At 31.3% G+C, this 19,055-nt stretch carries 11 protein-coding genes and 1 pseudogene; 9 read left to right on the forward strand and 3 right to left on the reverse strand.

Going from position 1 to position 19,055, the window contains the following annotated elements; translation table 11 throughout:
- Positions 1-80 precede the first annotated feature (80 nt).
- The 5 genes from WHD07_RS12995 to WHD07_RS13015 all read left to right on the forward strand — a co-directional run bounded on the left by WHD07_RS12995 (position 81) and on the right by WHD07_RS13015 (position 7,282).
- Entirely contained in the window at positions 81-3,446 is a 3,366-nt protein-coding gene (locus WHD07_RS12995) for a leucine--tRNA ligase (protein WP_343328753.1), read from the forward strand.
- A gap of 168 nt (positions 3,447-3,614) precedes the next feature.
- Positions 3,615-3,872 (forward strand): SemiSWEET family sugar transporter, encoded by a 258-nt coding sequence (locus WHD07_RS13000; RefSeq protein ID WP_211296731.1) that lies wholly within the window; start codon positions 3,615-3,617, stop codon positions 3,870-3,872.
- Between the two features lie 78 nt (positions 3,873-3,950).
- A complete protein-coding gene (locus tag WHD07_RS13005; protein WP_343328754.1) occupies positions 3,951-5,027 on the forward strand; it encodes a HesA/MoeB/ThiF family protein in 1,077 nt (358 codons plus the stop codon).
- Between the two features lies 1 nt (position 5,028).
- The gene (locus WHD07_RS13010) at positions 5,029-5,508 is read left to right on the forward strand and encodes a hypothetical protein (protein ID WP_343328755.1); all 480 of its coding nucleotides are present in this window, start codon (positions 5,029-5,031) and stop codon (positions 5,506-5,508) included.
- A gap of 4 nt (positions 5,509-5,512) precedes the next feature.
- Entirely contained in the window at positions 5,513-7,282 is a 1,770-nt protein-coding gene (locus tag WHD07_RS13015) for a MutS-related protein (protein ID WP_343328756.1), read from the forward strand.
- 849 nt (positions 7,283-8,131) lie between these two features.
- On the opposite strand, the gene mfd is transcribed toward WHD07_RS13015, so the two are convergent.
- Positions 8,132-11,467, reverse strand: a complete 3,336-nt coding sequence (gene mfd / locus WHD07_RS13020; protein ID WP_343328757.1) for a transcription-repair coupling factor — start codon at positions 11,465-11,467, stop codon at positions 8,132-8,134.
- Positions 11,468-11,727: 260 nt separating this feature from the next.
- On the opposite strand from mfd, the gene WHD07_RS13025 reads away from it, so the two are divergent.
- Positions 11,728-12,294: a hypothetical protein gene (locus tag WHD07_RS13025; RefSeq protein WP_343328758.1), complete on the forward strand. Its 567-nt coding sequence runs from the start codon at positions 11,728-11,730 to the stop codon at positions 12,292-12,294.
- A 15-nt stretch (positions 12,295-12,309) separates the two neighbouring features.
- Here the strand turns inward: WHD07_RS13025 and WHD07_RS13030 are convergent, their stop codons facing one another.
- The gene (locus WHD07_RS13030; protein WP_343328759.1) at positions 12,310-12,804 is read right to left on the reverse strand and encodes a thioredoxin family protein; all 495 of its coding nucleotides are present in this window, start codon (positions 12,802-12,804) and stop codon (positions 12,310-12,312) included.
- Between the two features lie 8 nt (positions 12,805-12,812).
- A complete protein-coding gene (locus WHD07_RS13035) occupies positions 12,813-15,056 on the reverse strand; it encodes a TonB-dependent receptor (protein ID WP_343328760.1) in 2,244 nt (747 codons plus the stop codon).
- A 100-nt stretch (positions 15,057-15,156) separates the two neighbouring features.
- Between WHD07_RS13035 and WHD07_RS13040 the strand changes: the two genes are divergently transcribed.
- The 3 genes and pseudogenes from WHD07_RS13040 (at position 15,157) to feoB (ending at position 19,017) form a co-directional block, all read left to right on the forward strand.
- Complete coding sequence (locus WHD07_RS13040; protein ID WP_343328761.1) at positions 15,157-15,813, forward strand: metal-dependent transcriptional regulator; 657 nt, start codon at positions 15,157-15,159, stop codon at positions 15,811-15,813.
- Positions 15,810-16,820, forward strand: a complete 1,011-nt coding sequence (locus WHD07_RS13045) for a metal-dependent transcriptional regulator (protein WP_343328762.1) — start codon at positions 15,810-15,812, stop codon at positions 16,818-16,820. Before WHD07_RS13040 ends, WHD07_RS13045 begins: the two co-directional genes overlap by 4 nt.
- 4 nt (positions 16,821-16,824) lie before the next feature.
- Positions 16,825-19,017, forward strand: a pseudogene (feoB, locus tag WHD07_RS13050) (ferrous iron transport protein B).
- Positions 19,018-19,055: the final 38 nt, after the last annotated feature.

Below are 19,055 nucleotides of genomic sequence, written 5' to 3' on the forward strand. Positions count from 1 at the left end.
TTCCTGTTTAAGCAAGTTCGTTTTTACTTTAATCTTCTAAAGAATAAACGTAAATTTGCACACTTTAATAAAAGAATCAAATGCAATATAATCACCTAGATATAGAAAAGAAATGGCAAAAATTTTGGGCAGAAAACCAAACTTTTAAAGCTGATAATAAATCTGAGAAGCCTAAATATTATGTGTTAGATATGTTTCCTTACCCATCGGGAGCAGGTTTACATGTTGGACATCCTTTAGGATATATTGCAAGTGATATTTATGCACGTTACAAACGTCATAAAGGTTTTAACGTATTGCATCCGCAAGGATATGATTCTTTTGGTTTACCGGCAGAACAATATGCCATTCAAACAGGTCAGCATCCAGCAAAAACAACAGAAGAAAATGTTGCAACGTATAGAAGACAATTAGATACGATTGGTTTTTCTTTTGATTGGAGCAGAGAAGTAAGAACTTCGAGTCCTGAATATTATAAATGGACTCAGTGGATTTTTATTCAATTATTCAACTCTTGGTATAATAAAGATACAGACAAAGCAGAAGATGTTTCTACGTTAATTTCTATCTTTAAAAAAGAAGGAAATACAACTGTAAACGCAGTTTGTGATGAAGATATTCAAACTTTTTCTGCGGATGAATGGAAAGCTTTATCAACAAAAGAACAAGAGGAAATATTATTACAATACCGTTTAACGTTTTTGTCTGATACAGAAGTAAACTGGTGTCCTGCTTTAGGAACCGTTTTAGCAAATGATGAAATTGTAAACGGAGTATCAGAACGTGGAGGTCATCCTGTTATCAGAAAGAAAATGACACAATGGTCTATGCGAATTTCTGCCTATGCACAACGTTTGTTAGACGGATTAGAAAAAATAGATTGGCCACAACCTTTAAAAGATTCTCAAACCAATTGGATTGGGAAATCTGTGGGTGCCATGGTTACTTTTGATGTAGCAAATGGTTCTGAAAAAGTATCATCTGAAGTAAAATTATCTTATAAAGAATTAGAAGCTTTAAAAGAATTAAGACAAAATTTATCGAAAGCAGAAACAGTGCTTTGGAACGAGTTAAAGAATAAAAAAGGAGCATCAAAATTTAGAAAAAAATATACGATTGGTACATTTTTAGTAGATTATGTTTGTGTTGCTAAAAACTTAATTGTTGAGTTTTCTGGTAAAGAAGATGAAGCAGCTAGAGATCTTTATTTTGCAAGCGAAGGTTTTAATGTTGTTCGTTTTACAAATGAAGAAGTACTTGAAAATGTGCTTAAAGTTGTTACTGCTATTAATTCGGTAATTCAATTTCCAAAAAAGATTGAAAAAACTGAAAGCGAAAAGAATGTCACTTCGAGCGCAGTCGAGAAGACTTATAAAATTGATGTTTTTACAACACGTCCAGATACAATTTACGGAGTAAGTTTTATGACATTGGCTCCAGAACATGAGTTGGTATCAAAAATTACAACAGATGCGCAAAAAGCCGAAGTAGAGGCTTATATTGCAGCCACTGCAAAACGTTCTGAACGTGATAGAATGGCAGATGTAAAAACCATTTCTGGTGCGTTTACAGGTGCGTATGCAATTCATCCTTTTTCTGGTGAAAAGGTTCAAATCTGGATTGGAGATTACGTATTAGCAAATTACGGTACTGGAGCAGTTATGGCAGTTCCTTGTGGAGATCAACGTGATTATGACTTTGCAAAACATTTTGGAATTCCGATTCCTAATATTTTCGAAGATGTAGATATTTCTGAAGCAGCACACACTGGTAAAGACGGAACAAAAATTGCAAATTCTGATTTTTTATCAGGATTAAAATATAAGAAAGCATTAAAATTAGCCATTTTTGAAATGGAAAAACGTGGCTTCGGTTACGGAAAAGTAAATTATCGTTTGCGTGATGCTGTGTTTAGCAGACAACGTTATTGGGGAGAACCTTTTCCAGTATATTATAAAGACGGTATGCCACAAATGATTGATGCAGAACATTTGCCAATTGTTTTACCAGAAGTAGAAAAATACTTGCCAACTGAAGATGGAAAACCACCTTTAGGAAACGCAACAGAATGGGCTTGGGATTCTCGTGGAAAGAAAGTGGTTTCTAACGATAAGTTAAAAAACAAAACGGTCTATCCTTTAGAATTAAATACCATGCCAGGGTGGGCAGGTAGTTCTTGGTATTTTAACAGATACATGGATGCTACTAATACTAATGAGTTTGCAAGCAAAGAAAACTTAGACTATTGGAAAGAAGTAGATTTATATATTGGTGGGTCTGAACACGCAACAGGACATTTATTATATGCTCGTTTTTGGCAAAAATTCTTGTTCGATAAAGGAATTGTACCTGTAGATGAGTTTGCAAAAAAACTGATTAATCAAGGAATGATTTTAGGAACTTCTGCATTTGTATACAAAGCAACAGCGTTTGTACAAAACGGTTGTGGTTGTTCTGATGAAAAATCTATGGATGATGTTTTAGAGAAAATACCAACGGTTTTTGTTTCTAAAAATTCTTTTACGACAGATGATGAATTTGAAACTGTGGTTAAAAATTACTTATTAGATAATAAATTTTTAGATCCTAATTTTGCAGATTTAGTAATGATAACTAAAACGGCTTTACATGCAGATGTTTCTTTGGTAAATGCTTCGGATGAATTAGATGTTGATGCGTTTAAAAATCATGCTTTAAATAGTGATTATAAAAATGCCGAATTTATTTTAGAAGATGGCGCTTATAAAGTAGGACGTGAAGTAGAAAAAATGTCTAAATCTAAATACAATGTTGTAAATCCGGATGCTATTTGTGAAGAATACGGAGCAGATAGTTTACGATTATTCGAGATGTTTTTAGGCCCTTTAGAACAAGCAAAACCTTGGAAAACTTCTGGTATTTCTGGAGTTTCATCTTTCTTAAAGAAATTATGGAAACTGTACTTTAACGGTGAAAATTTTGATGTTTCTGATGCAGTACCAACTAAAGATGAGTTAAAAACATTGCATAAAACCATAAAAAAAGTAGAAGATGATATAGAGAATTTCTCTTTTAACACCTCTGTTTCTACCTTTATGATTGCTGTAAATGAGTTAACTGCTTTAAAATGTAATAAACGTGCAATTTTAGAACCTTTAGTAATTTTGGTTTCTCCGTATGCACCACATATTGCAGAAGAATTATGGAGTTTGTTAGGAAATAATGAATCTATTTCTACGGCAGCTTTCCCTGTTTTTGAGCCAAGTCATTTGGTAGAAAGTGCTAAAAATTACCCAATTTCTTTTAACGGGAAAATGCGTTTTACGTTAGAACTTCCTTTAGATTTATCTAAAGAAGAAATAGAAAAAGTAGTAATGGAAAACGAAAAAACCATTGCACAATTAGAAGGTAAAGCTCCTAAGAAAGTAATTATTGTTCCTGGTAAAATTATAAACATTGTAATCTAATTACATGTAACGGGTGCTTTTGTATTAGCTTGTTTTGTCATTCCGAACGAAGAATTGAGGAGGAATCTCATAAAGAGAATAACTGTTTTTATGAGATTTCTCAATCGCAAAAAAGCTCATTTCGAAATGACAAATGATGGAATTCATATATTAGAAAAATAAAAAGTAGTGATAGATCTACACGAGGTTATTGGTTTAGTTGCAGCCGTTTTTACTACAACATCATTTTTACCGCAAGTTTTTAAAACATACAAAACAAAAGATACCTCTGGGCTTTCTTTATCGATGTATATAATCTTCTTTATTGGAGTTCTTTTGTGGTTAATTTACGGTGTTTGGATAAATAGCTTATCAATAATTTTAGCGAATTTAATTACCGCTATTCTAACCTTATACCTTTTAGTAATGAAGATTAAGTATAAGTAAGAAGATAAATTTTATAAATAATTAAAAGTCATTACAGCATTTGTAATGGCTTTTTTATTTAACTACCTTGTCAACGTAATGAGTGTAACAAAAAAGCAACTTTTTAAGCGTCAAATTACTTTATCTGAGATTGGTGAAGTTGGGCAAGGAAAACTACAAAAAGCATCGGTTTTAGTGGTTGGTTGTGGCGGATTAGGAAGTCCGATTGCAGTGTATTTAGCCGCAAGCGGAATTGGGAAAATCCATTTGGTAGATTTTGATACAGTTGATGCTTCTAATTTACACAGACAAGTTTTTTATGCTTTAGAAGATGTTGGTAAATCGAAAGCAGCAGTTTTATCAGAATTTATAAAAAAAAGAGTGGCTTTTACAGAAGTCAGTTTTACCAACAAGCCAATTACTAAAGAAAATGTTTTTGAGCTGATTTCTACTTTTGATATTATTGTTGATGGTACCGATTCTTTGCCTACAAAATACCTGTTGAATGATGCTTGTGTTATTAAAAATAAGCCATTGGTTTATGGTTCTTTGTATAAGTTTGATGGCTATGTAGCTACTTTTAATGTTTTACAAAAAGACGGAAGTTATTCAGCCAATTTAAGAGATGCTTTTCCAGAAATGGCAACTGATGTTCCTAATTGTTCAGAAGCGGGAACTATGAACGCTATTGTGGGGCTCATTGCTACCCAACAAGTAAATGAAGTTATAAAATTGATAACAGGTATTGGAAAACCGTTAGCAAATGAATTATTGATTTACAATTCGCTTCAAAATACACAATTAAAAATGAAGTTAAAGCCAACTGTTTTAAAAGAAAAGATTTCAAATTTATTTAAAATACAAACCTATTTTGATGCGGCTTGTGCTATTTTGAATTCAGATTTACAAATATCAGCAGCAGCATTAAAAGAAAGATTAGAAGATTCAAGTTTAGAATTGATAGCCGTTTTACCGAATTTAAAATTACCTTTTAAAGTGCATCAAACAATTCCTATTAATGAGTTTAATGTAGATACTATAGAGGTAGATTTTGCTAAAACCTACATTATGGTTTGTCAAAGAGGAATTAATAGTTACAGAGCAACAAAAATGTTAAAGAAAAAATATCCAACGTTAACTGTTTTAAGTTTATCTGGAGGAATATCTGGTTATTAGAGTGAAAAGTAAAGGTGTTTTAAAGATTGTTTCTGTAAAAAGAGCTTGGTATGAGCGTCTTTTAGCAGCTGTTTTTTATGCAGCAACTGTATATGTGATTTTTTTGTTTTATTTAAATAATTCGGTTTCTTTTACAGAAAAATATTATATCAAAAGTTTAAGGCTTTTATCATCTTTAATTTTTGTTTTTAGTTTTGGAGTTCGTTTTTCTTATTTGGTAAATCATCATTTTAATTTTGATTTAATGAAGTATCGAATTTATTGGTCTGTTGGACCTTTTGGTTTTGGGAAATGGCAAGACTTTAAAAAATTAGACAGAGTTTCTACATTTTTAAATAAAAGAAAAGAATGCGAAGTTAATATTTGGGATGTTAAAAATAAAAGATATAGAATTGCCGTTTTTGATGAAATTGATAATGCTGTTATTTATGGTAGAGATTTAGCCAAAAACTTAGAAATTAAATTTTTAGAAAGAAATTAAAAGAATGAAAACCCCTGTAGATTTTTATAGTCAAGAAAAGTTAGCATTAGAAAAAGAAGCAACCATTTTAAAACGTAAATCGGTAAACTTAAGTGTTTTTAGATTTGCTGTTTTTTTAACAACATGCTTTCTAGTGTATCTAACTTTTGGTAGTTATCCGGATGTTTTTATCATCGCTTTTTTAGGGATTTTATTGTTTGGTTTTTTAGTAGTAAAACAGGTTAGTTTACAGAGAAAACGAGCTATTGTTAAAGCTAAGGTTAACATTAATAATACAGAACTAGAGGTTTTAAATAGAAATTTTCATCATTTAGAATCTGGAGAGGAATTTGTAAACCCAACGCATTATTATAGTAATGATATCGATTTGTTTGGTGTTGGTTCGTTTTTTCAATTTGCAAATAGAACGGTAACTGGCGAAGGGAAGAAACTACTTGCAAATACGTTTACAGAAAACAAAACAGGCGGAATTGTAGAGAAGCAAAATACTATTAAAGAATTAGCTACAAAAGTAACTTGGAGGCAACATTTTTCTGCTTTGGCAAGTATAATAACCACAAAAGATACATCTGGTTTTATTGTAAATTGGATTCAGAATTATACAGCAGTTTTACCTGCTTTTTTAAAAGGAGTACAAATTGGTTTCTCTGTAGTTTCTCTAGTTTTAATTAGTTTGATTTCTTTTGGATTTGTTTCGTTTACCTATTTAATTCTTTGGTTTTTTGTTGGACTATTTACCACAGCAGCATTTGTTAAAAAAACAAGTAATTTATATACGGATACAGATAAAGTAAGAGAAACTTTTAAGCAATATCACGTATTGTTAAATGAAATTGAAAACGAAAAATTTACTTCTAAAGTTTTAGTAGAAAAACAAGCTATTATTAATTCGGAGAGTAAAAAAGCTTCTACAATTTTTAAAGAGTTTTCTAAAGTTTTAGATGGATTTGATCAGCGTAATAATATTTTAATTTCTGTGGCTGGTAACGGACTTTTTTTATCTGAAATCTTTAATGCTTGCAGAGTAGAAAAATGGATTACTACCTACAAACACACGGTAGATAAATGGTTTTCTGTGGTTGCTTTTTTTGATGCTCAGAATTCTTTAGCAAACTTTCATTTTAACCATACAAAATTTATTTTTCCAGAAATTACTGCTGAAAAAGGAGTTATAGAATCTACTAATTTAGGACATCCTTTATTAAAGGTTGATAAAAGAATTGACAACAATTTCACCATTGATAAAGAACTATTTTTTATTGTTACAGGTGCAAATATGGCTGGAAAAAGTACTTTTTTAAGAACTATTTCTTTATCTATTGTAATGGCAAATTGTGGTTTGCCCGTGTGTGCAGAAAGTTTTAAATATGCGCCCATAAAATTGATTACCAGTATGAGAACTACAGATTCTTTAACCGAAGATGAATCGTATTTTTATTCTGAATTAAAGCGTTTAAAGTTTATTGTTGATGAAATTAAAACAACAGATTATTTTATCATTTTAGATGAGATTTTAAAAGGAACCAACAGTAAAGACAAGGCAATTGGTTCTAAAAAGTTTGTTGAAAAGTTAACAAAATCGAAGTCCACCGGAATTATTGCCACTCATGATGTGAGTTTGTGTGAATTAGAAAACGAGTTTACAGGTATTAAAAACTATTATTTTGATGCAGAAATTATAGATGATGAATTGCACTTCGACTATACTTTAAAAAACGGAATTTGTAAAAATATGAATGCTTCTTTCTTGTTACAGAAAATGGAAATTGTTTAAGAATTCAGTTTTATTTGTCATTCCTGCGTAGGCAGGAATTCTCTAAGTAAGGTTATTTACAATCCCTTAAAAGGTAAAGATGAAAGTAGTTAGTAAACAAGACTAACTTTTTTTAAAATGAGTGTCATTACGAGGAACGAAGCAATCTCTTGTTTAGTCAGAGATTGCCACAGTTTATGAAAAAGTAAACTTCGCAATGACAGGAACAGCTTTCTTAGGGTTTAAGTTGTTTACTAGCTTTTTTTATAAAATAATAAGTAAATTCTATTTGTCATTCCTGCGTAGGCAGGAATCTATAAGTAAGGTTATTTACAATCCTTTAAAAGGTAAAGGTGAAAGTAGTTGGCAAACAAGCCTAACCTTTGTGTTTTAAATTAGTGTCATTGCGAGGCACGAAGCAATCTCTTGTTTAGTCAGAGATTGCCACAGTTTACAAAAAAGTAAACTTCGCAATGGCACAAACAGCTCTTTTAGGTTTTTAATTGTTTAAGCAAACTTATGTATGGATTCCTGCCTTCGCAGGAATGACAAAGCGCTTGCAAGCAAGTTTTGCGCTGATTGAAACGACATCCTTTTATTGTTCTTTCTAATATGTGTCATTGCGAGGCACGAAGCAATCTGTTTCTAATTATGAGATTGCCACAGTTTACAGAAAAAGTAAACTTCGCAATGACACAAAGCGCACTGTTAGGTTTCTAATTGTTTTAGTAGACTTATGTATAGATTCCTGCCTGCGCAGGAATGACAGAATGCTTGCAAACAAGTCTAGCCCTGATTGAAACGACATCCTTTTTGCTTTTTCAGCAAAAAGATATAGTTGAAAGCAGGAAATAGTTTCTAAAAAGAAATCTAAACTTTTTGTAAGACTCCCAATGCGGTTTTTACAGTATCAATTCTTATAAAAGTGATTAATAAACGAATTCCGTTTTTGTTTTCTTTCTCTTTCATTACGCAACTTTTAGGGTTTAGTTGCACGTATTTTAGCATTCTTGTAAATGCATCTGTGTGATAAAAATCGCTTTGTTGATTCGCTACAAAATAGCCCATCATTCTTTTTTGTTTTAGAATCACTTTTTCTAAACCAAGTTCTTTTGCCAACCATTTTATACGAACAGAATCTAATAAGTCTTCTACTTGCGTAGGGATTTCGCCAAAACGATCTATAATTTCAGTTTCGAAAACCTGTAATTCTTCTTCAGATTTTAGCTCACCTAATTTATTATACAAAGCCAGTCTTTCTGTAATAGAGTTGATGTAGTCATCTGGGAATAAAATCTCAAAATCTGTATCAATTGTAACCTCTTTTACGTATTCTTTTGGTTTAGAATTATCTGTAGGGTACAATTCTTTAAACTCGTTTTCTTTTAGTTCTTCGATCGCTTCTTGCAATATTTTCTGATAGGTGTCAAACCCAATATCATTGATAAAACCACTTTGTTCTCCACCTAATAAATCTCCAGCTCCACGGATTTCTAAATCCTTCATGGCAATGTTAATTCCGCTTCCTAAATCTGAAAATAATACCAAGGCTTCTATACGTTTTCTGGCATCATCCGTCATCATATGATACGGAGGCGTTATAAAATAACAGAAGGCTTTTTTGTTAGAACGACCAACTCTACCACGCATTTGGTGTAAATCTGACAATCCGAAGTTATTGGCATTATTAATAAAAATAGTATTGGCATTTGGTACATCTAAACCACTTTCTATAATGGTTGTAGAAACCAAAACATCAAACTCTCCGTTCATAAAACTGAGCATTAAGCCTTCTAGTTTTTTGCCTTCCATTTGTCCGTGACCAATACCAACTTTTGCATTTGGGACTAAACGCTGAATTAAACCAGCAACTTCTTTAATATTCTCTATTCTATTATGGATAAAGAAAACTTGTCCTCCTCTAGAAATCTCGTAAGCGATAGCATCTCGTACTGTTTCTTCAGAAAAACGGATGACATTACTTTCTATAGGATGTCTGTTTGGTGGCGGTGTTTTTATAACCGATAAATCTCTTGCGGCCATTAAACTAAACTGCAATGTTCTAGGAATTGGAGTTGCGGTTAAGGTTAACGTGTCTACATTTTCTTTTAACGTTTTTAATTTATCTTTTACGGCAACACCAAATTTTTGCTCCTCATCGATAACTAATAAACCTAAATCTTTAAACTGTAAACGTTTATTGGTAAGCTGATGCGTACCGATAATAATGTCTACCGAACCATCATTTACGCCATTTATAGCTTCTGTTTTTTGTTTTGCTGTTCTAAAACGATTCAGATAATCGATTCTAACCGGGAAATCTTTTAAACGCTCCGTAAAAGTTTTATAATGCTGAAAAGCAAGTATGGTTGTTGGTACTAAAATTGCAACTTGCTTACCATTATCTACCGCTTTAAAAGCTGCTCTTACTGCAACTTCTGTTTTACCGAAACCAACATCACCACAAACCAAACGGTCCATAGGTTGTTCTTTTTCCATATCTTGTTTTACGGCTTGTGTTGCTGTAAATTGATCTGGCGTATCTTCATACATAAAACTACCTTCTAACTCATGTTGAATGTGAGTATCTGGTCCAAAAGAAAATCCTTTTTGGAGTTTTCTTTTGGCGTATAATTGAATTAAATTAAAAGCAACATGTTTAACTCGGGCTTTTGTTTTTTGTTTAATTTTTTTCCAGGCGCCAGAACCTAATTTGTATATTTTAGGTGCTTTACCGTCTTTTCCATTAAATTTAGAAATTTTGTGAAGCGAGTGAATACTTACATATAAAATGTCTCTTTCTCCATAGACCAATTTAATGGCTTCTTGCTTTTTACCTTGAACATCAATTTTTTGTAAACCACCAAATTTTCCAATTCCGTGATCCATGTGCGTTACATAATCGCCAATTTCTAGTTTGTTTAAATCTTGAAGCGTTATGGCTTGTTTTTTAGCGTATCCGTTTTTTAATCTGAATTTATGATAACGTTCAAAAATTTCATGATCTGTGTAACAAACTAACCTATTATCTACATCTACAAAACCTTGGTATAATGGAAAAACAACGGTTTCGTAATGTACTTCTTGTTCTGCATCATCAAAAATATCATGAAAACGTTTAGCTTGTTGATCGTTTGCACAAAATATATAACTGGTAAATTTTGCTTTGTGGTATTCTTCTAAATTATCAATTAATAAATTGAATTGTTTATTAAAAGAAGGTTGTGCAATGGTATTAAATTTAATTTCTAACAATTCTTTCGATTGCACTTTCGGTGACATTTCTATCAAAGAAAACTCGTGTAATTGATTTTTTATAAAATTACCATCACAAAATAGTTCACTTGGTTTTGCGTGTTTTATTTCTTTGGATAAACTAAGAAAAGCTTCTTCTGCTTTTTGATAAAACTTATCTAGATTGCCAACTAATAAGTCGGTGTTTTTTGCAAAAATGACTGTTTTTGAAGAGATGTATTTTAGAAAACTCTCTCTATTTTCTTCCAATGTCTTGTTTTCTACATTGGGCATGATAGAGATTTTCTTCAGTTTTTCTTTAGAAAGTTGCGTTTCTACATCAAAAGAACGAATACTGTCTATTTCATCACCAAAAAATTCTACTCGATAAGGTTCATCATTAGAAAAAGAAAACACATCTATAATTCCTCCACGTACAGAAAAGTCTCCAGGTTCTGTAACAAAATCTACACGTTTAAATTTGTATTCGAATAAAACTTCGTTGACGAAATCTAGTGATAAGCTCTCACCAACGGCTACTTTTAAAGTATTTTTTTCTAATTCTTTTTTGGTAACCACTTTTTCGAATAAAGCAGTAGGGTATGTAACAATTACAGCGGGTTTTTTACGAGAATTAATTCGGTTTAAAACCTCTGATCTTAATAAAACATTGGCATTGTCTGTTTCTTCTATTTGGTAAGGTCTTCTGTATGATCCTGGGTAAAAAAGCACATTTTTTTCACCTAACAATTGTTCTAAATCGTTAAGGTAATAAGCTGCTTCTTCCTTGTCATTAAAAATTAAAAGATAAGGTTTGTCTGCCTTTTTAAAAGTTTCTGAAATAACAAAAGACAACGAAGAACCCACCAAATTCGATATTTGAAAATGGTTTTTGTCTTGTTGAAGTTGGTTAATTATTAGCGAAACATTCGCAGTGTCTTGGTATTGGTTTACAATGTTTTGGATACTCAACCTGAAATATTTTATTCAAAGATATTAATTTGAGTTTATTAAATATAAAATGTTGTATAACTATTTTTACAGCTTGATAAAAAAAATAGTAGAAATTAATTATTTGGGTTTTAGATTTTTAATTTACAATTTTTTAGAGGTGTTTTTTGAAGTATTCAAAATAATTGTAATCTTAACATACAATAAATGATGAACTGTTCTGTTTTTGTAGCTAATACAATACTTTTGCAAAAAAACTAGTATATAATTGTCTCCCTTAAATGAATAGAAAATTTAAATTTTTAGTGCTTACTTTTTTCATATTTACACTTCATAATTTCAGTCAGAACGAAGAACATAAATGGGCAGTTTCCTTAGGGTCTGGGGCTGTGATTTATTCTGTAGAAAATGCACCTGCGGTTGGAGGTAGATATATACCTCAGTTTCCAAGAGTATCTGTTGCTAAGTATATGTTTAAAAATGTAACTTTTGTTGGTAGTATTTCAGGTACTTTTAGAGATAGTCAAAAATATACTACTTTGGATGGAGAGGCTAGGTATGATTTTGGAACTTCTAAAAACACAATTAATCCTTATGTGGTAATAGGAGGCAGTTTTGTGAAGTCTAAACATTTTTTACCAACTTTGAATTTTGGTATTGGAGGTACACTTTGGATTTCTAATCATTTTGGGTTACATGGGCAGTTGTTGCATAAGTACAATGATAAGAAATTTAACAGTCAGCGTTCCCATACATTTTTATCTGCAGGTTTGGTTTATCGTTTTTCGTTATTTGGTGGAAGAAACGGTACTAATGGAGGTTTTAATAGAAAACGTCTTTGGGATTAAGTGAATGAAAGAAGTTTATTGATACGTTTTCTTTTGTATTGACTTAATGTATTTATTGATAATAGATTTCATTTTTTTACTATTTATATAACCATTTTTTTGTAGTTCAATTTCAAATTTAGAATTCATTAGAATTGTTGTGGGATAACTAATTCTATTCTTAACGGATGCTAATTCGTTTGCAAGTTGATGAATTCCTGTGTTTCTACCTGTTGGTTTGTATTTAAATGTTTTGTTTAAAAATGTAATGTCTTTCTTTTCCTCTGCATTTAGCTTTATAAAATAAAAGTTTTTATTTAAAATTTCAATCACTTCTTTGTTTTCGAAGGTGTTTTTTTTCATTGCATAACAAAACTTACACCAATCTGTATAAATGAAAACTACCACTGGTTTTGGCTTTTGTTGATGTAGTATTTCTACTTCCTCAAAAGAAAAAACATTCAATTCTTTTTCTTGAGATTGAATTGTAAAACAAACAAATAAAATAATTAAGGTTTTATATTTTTTCATTAAAAGGATTAAAATATTGTATAACGTACACCTAAGAAGGCTCTAATTCCTTGGTTAGAGGCATATACATAACTTGGGTCAAAAGCTAATTCTGGGTTTTGTTCTGTGTCAATTCCTTTATCAAAAGGATTTCTAGAATTGTTTATGCTGTTATCTGCTGGTGTAAAATTTAAAAGGTTTTTTACGCCTCCATAAACTTCCCAACTATTATTAAAGTTTTTAGTTAATTGCAGGTTTTGAATACTGTACCAAGGAGAATATTCATCTCTTGTGTCATTTTTTCCTAATAAAGGTAATCGCATTGGTCCGTATACGTTTCCTGTATAATCTATTGTGAAATTATGATGTAACTTATATGAAATAGACCAAACTCCACTAAAATTTTCTGTAAGTAATTGCCTTGTTTTAATGTCGTTTTCTGTTATGGAAACATCCATTAAAGTGGCACCTAAATTAATAGCTAACCCATTTGTAAATGTAATGTCTGTGTTTAAAGAAACTCCTTTAGAAACCGAATAACCATCTAGATTTGCATAGATTATTTTATTAGAATCTGTTTCGTAATCAGGTAAAATTCTATTATTAAAATACGTGTAAAAAGCACTAGCATCTAAGGTGATAAATGAATTTTCTGTGTTTATTTTTTTAACATAGTTAATGTTTGCATTCCAAGAAGTCTCTGGATCTAATTCTCCATCAAATTCTACTTCTCTTGCACCTGTTAAAGCAGCATGATCTTCTGTAAAAACATTAGCAACTCTAAAACCGTTACCAACACTAAGTCTAATAATATCAGCATTGTCTTTAGAATTCCATTTGTAATTTACTCTCGGAGAAAAAATGCTACCATGCAAACTATTATAATCCCATCTTGCACCAACAAGTAATTTGTTTTGTTTGTTTAGGCTAATTTCATCCTGGAGAAAAACACCTGGTAAATGAGTTACAGAAGCTTTATTTGTAATTCCGTCTTCTTCAAAAGTAGCAAAAGTATTATCATCATAAAAAGTATATCTATAAGCAATACCTGATAGTAAATCGTGTTTTTCTTTAATTTGCTTGTTGTATATAAATTGACCAAAAGCAATTAATTGTTCGGCATCATAAGCATCTGTTCCATAAAAAGAATCTTGATAATGTCCGTTTGCACTAAATTGAAAATTAATATTTTCTGATGTAGGCAATTCATACGTTCCAAAAGTTTCCCATCTATTCGTGTAAATACTTTCACCATATTTTATATCTGTTCCTCTAAACGCCTTTTCCCAATCCATTTCGCCACCCCAACGATCTTCATAAACATATCTACCAGCAATTGTAAATACTTTATTACTTTCTCTTTCAATATTTATTTTATTAAACAGTGATATTCTATTTTGAAGTGTTAAATCTGTAAAACCGTCATCATTATTATCAATTCTATTCTGATAATTAAAATAATTAACACCTAAAAGTCCTTGTGCTTTTTCTGATACTTTGTAGAGCAAACCAATGTCTGTATTTATTTCTCCCCAAGAACTTGCAAAAACATCTGTTGTTAATGCAGGCGAGTTAGAAGGTTTTTTGGTGATGATATTTATAATTCCACCAACAGCCTCAGAGCCATATAATGTAGACGCTGGTCCTTTAACAATTTCTACTCTTTCTATTAAGGCTTGCGGAATTCCGGTTAACCCGTAAACGGTAGACAATCCACTAACAATTGGCATTCCATCAATTAAAACAAAAGTATAAGGACCTTCTAATCCGTTAATATGAATATCTCCCGTATTGCAAACATTACAGTTTAATTGCGGCCTAACTCCGTTTACATTCTGTAAAGATTCAAAAATAGAAGGCGTTGGGTTTTTCTTAAAAAAAGTTTTACTATAAACCTCTATAGGAACAGAACTGTTAGATTTTGTAACTGGTTTTAAAGTGCCAGAAATAACAATTTCATCTAAAGAACTATCTTCTACTAAAGAGAAGTTCTGAGTAATTTTTTGATTTTCATCAATAGATATTTTAATAGATTTAGATTGATAACCAATACTACTTGCAACAAGTATATAATCTCCTTTTGGAATGTTTTTTAGTTGATAAAAGCCTTTTTCGTTAGAAGCTGCTCCGATTTTAGTCTTTTTCAAATAAACATTTACATAAGGCACTACATCTGAGTTGTTATAGATTTGTCCAGAGATAGCATTATTTTGAGAAAATATAGAATTTATGCTGATAAAAGCAATAAACATAAAAAATATTTTTAACTTCATTTTATAAATCTTTTTGACAAATGTAATTTAATTTTTAGATAAGACTAAAAATATATTTATTAAAATTAAAAAGACTATATTTGTAGTATAAAATTTGTAGATGTTTACACTTTCTGAAGAAAATTATTTAAAAGCAATTTATCATTTAGAATTAGATGCTGATAAAGGAATCAGTACAAATGCAATTGCTAAAAAATTAGAAACAAAAGCTTCTTCTGTTACAGATATGGTTAAAAAATTATCTGAAAAAGAAGTGGTTGTTTATAAAAAGTATAAAGGTGTAAAGTTAACAGATTTAGGAAATAAGATTGCAGCAAATATTGTTAGAAAACACAGGCTTTGGGAGGTTTTTTTAGTTGAGAAATTAAATTTTTCTTGGGATGAAGTGCATGATGTTGCAGAGCAGTTAGAGCATATAAAATCAGAAAAGTTAGTAGATCAAATAGATGCTTTTTTAGGTTTTCCAACGCACGATCCTCATGGAGATCCGATTCCGGATAAGGATGGGAATTTAAAAACGATAGAAAAAAGTTTATTATCAACACTCACAAAAAACGAAAGTGGAATTTGTGTTGGAGTAGATGATTCTTCATCAGAATTTTTAAAATTCTTAGATAAAAAGGGCATCATGCTAGGAAAAAAAATTACCGTTTTAGATAAAGAAGATTTTGACAATTCTTTATCAATTTTAATAGAAGAAAAAAAGCTGTCTATTTCATATAAAATAGCTAATAATTTATACATTCAAAAAATATGAACACTTACAATCCTGTAACAGCACTTTTGGTGTTTGGTGTCGTTATCATACTGTTGTTTTTTATTTTTAATCCTAAAAAAGGACTCTTTTTTAAGTATTTAAAAGCACGTAAAGAAAATGAAAAAACAGCTATAGAAGATGTTTTAAAATTATTGTATCATAATCCTGATACGCCTAAAGATGTTGTTTTTGATGAGCTTGAATTTGGTAATGGTTTGTTAGAAGAAAGTATACAAACCATGTTAGAAACAGGTTTGATGGAGAAAAACAATGATTTATTTTCCTTAACAAAAGAAGGAGATGAGTACGCGTTAAGGATTATTAGAGCACATCGTTTGTGGGAAAAATACTTATCAGAAAAAACAGGTTTTCATAAAGAAGAATGGCATAAAAGAGCAGAAAAAAAAGAACATGAGTTGTCTGGAAAAGAGGTAGAAGATTTGTCTACGCTTTTAGGAAATCCAAGATATGATCCTCATGGAGATCCAATACCTACTAAGGGTGGTGAAGTGCCTAAGAAAAAAGGAATGTTGCTTTCTAAATTACCTGTTTTTAATTTTGGGAAAATTATTCATATAGAAGACGAGCCTATTGGTGTTTATAAACAAATTTTAGAGAAACATATTCATTTACACTCTCAGGTATATATGAAAGAAGTTACTGATGAACGTGTTGTTTTTGAGTCGGAAGGAGAGCAATTTGTTTTAACACCCAAAGTGGCTAAGAATATTACTGTAATTTCTTTAGATAAGGCAGATGTAATAGAAAAAGACACCATGCGCTTATCTAATTTAGAAGGTAAAGAAAAGGCCATTATTATTGGTGTATCTAAAGAGTGTAGGGGAGAAAATAGAAGAAGATTATTAGATTTAGGTTTTGTAAAAGGGGCAACTGTAAGTATCGATTTGTTAAACCCTTTAGGAGATCCCAAAGCATTTTTAATTAAAGGAACTGCCATTGCCTTAAGAAAAGATCAGGCAGTTAAAATTTTAATTACCAAAGTATAAAAAAATGAAAACGGCAACAAAATCAGCTTGTGACACTTGTGTGCATCATAATTTAGACGGTGTTAAAAAATTAGGAGTAGATACTGAAAATGTAGACTTTGTAATTGCATTAGCAGGAAACCCAAATACGGGAAAAAGTACTGTTTTTAATGCTTTAACTGGTTTAAGGCAGCACACTGGGAATTGGCCAGGGAAAACGGTAACAAGAGCAGAAGGCGCGTTTGAGTATCAGCAACAAAAATTTAAGTTAATAGATTTACCAGGCACCTATTCTTTAATGTCTCGGTCTGAGGATGAGGAGGTTGCTAGGAATTTTATTCTTTTTGGCAAACCAACCTTAACAGTTATTGTTGTTGATGCAAGTAGGTTAGAACGTAATTTAAATTTAGTGTTGCAAATCTTAGAAATTTCGTCTAATGCTATTTTATGTTTGAACTTAATGGATGAGGCAAAAAAGAATAATATCAACATCGATTATAGAAGTTTATCAAGAGAACTAGGAATTCCTGTAGTGCCAACAAGTGCAAGGTCTAAAGAGGGAATACCAGAGTTAATAGCTACAATTAGCGATTTAGCAAACCGAAAAATAGTTTGCAAGCCTTATAAAATTAAAAGCATTCCGAAACATGTAGAAGATGCAGTGCAAAAACTAAGTGCTGCTATAAAAAAAGAATATCCAAATGTAGCAAATAGCAGGTGGTTGGCTTTTAGGGTGCTAGAAGGAGATACGCATATTTTAGATGCTTTAAAAAAAGGCGTTTTTATTTAATCAGAACAAATGGGAACAAAAAATATAGATAAAATTATAGAGTTATCAAATGAACTACGTTGGCAAGTTGGTGATGATTTTCATGATAACTTAACAGAGGCAATTTATGCAGATGCTTCAAAGATTGTTGAAAAAACAGTTGTAAAAGACAATAAAAAAGGTGCTTTTTATTTAAATGCAAAAATAGATCAAGTAGTAACAAGTAAAATTTGGGGGTTTCCAATAATGCTTTTACTGTTAGGTTTGGTGTTGTGGTTAACCATTATAGGTGCTAATTATCCGTCATCTATGTTGGCTAGTTTGTTGTTAGATACAATTCATCCATTATTAAAAGAAGGTGCTTTATCAGTAGGTTTTCCTTGGTGGTTATCTGGTTTTTTAATTGATGGAGTTTATTTGGCAGTTGCTTGGGTAATTGCAGTAATGTTACCACCTATGGCGATATTTTTTCCGTTGTTTACTTTATTGGAAGATTTTGGTTATTTGCCTAGAGTTGCTTTTAATATGGACGCACTTTTTAAAAAATCTGGTGCACATGGTAAGCAAGCATTAACAATGAGTATGGGGTTTGGTTGTAATGCAGCAGGAGTTGTGGCAACGCGTATTATTGATAGTCCTAGAGAGCGATTAATTGCAATTATTACCAACAATTTTTCTTTGTGTAATGGTCGTTGGCCAACGCAAATATTATTGGCTACCATATTTGTTGGTGCAGTTGTTCCTTCTACATATTCAAGTTTAGTTTCTTTATCAGCAGTGATAGGTATTGCCGTTTTAGGAATCTTTTTTATGTTTTTCTTTTCTTGGGCATTGTCTAAAACGGTTTTAAAAGGAGAGGTTTCTACTTTTAACTTAGAACTTCCACCTTATAGAACACCGCTATTTTGGAAAACAATTTATACATCTTTAATAGATAGAACATTAATTGTTTTATGGAGAGCAATCGTTTTTGCGGCGCCAGCAGGAGCGGTAATATGGTTAGTTTCTAATGTTTTTATTGGTGATGAAAGCATCGCGGTACATTTAATTCATTCTTTAGATGGATTTGGATTTTTACTTGGTTTAAATGGAGTTATTTTATTAGCATATATAGTTGCAATCCCTGCTAATGAAATTGTAATTCCGTCTATATTAATGTTAACTGTAATGGTAACAGGAGTAACAGGTGGCGCTGGTGCTGGAGTAATGTTTGAGTTAGACTCTGTTACTGCCACGGGAGATATTTTAAGAAGTGGTGGTTGGACGCTACTAACCGCAGTAAATGTAATGTTGTTTAGTTTGTTGCACAACCCTTGTAGTACTACCATTTATACCATTTATAAAGAAACAAAAAGTACTAAATGGACAGTTGTTGCTACAATTTTACCTGTTATTGCAGGTTTTATTATTACATTCTTAGTGGCTCAAATTTGGAGAATTTTAAGCTAGTTGAACAAAAATAAAACCAACAATTAAGACAAATTTAA

The sequence above is a fragment of the Polaribacter staleyi genome, assembly GCF_038024045.1.
GTDB lineage: Bacteria > Bacteroidota > Bacteroidia > Flavobacteriales > Flavobacteriaceae > Polaribacter > Polaribacter butkevichii.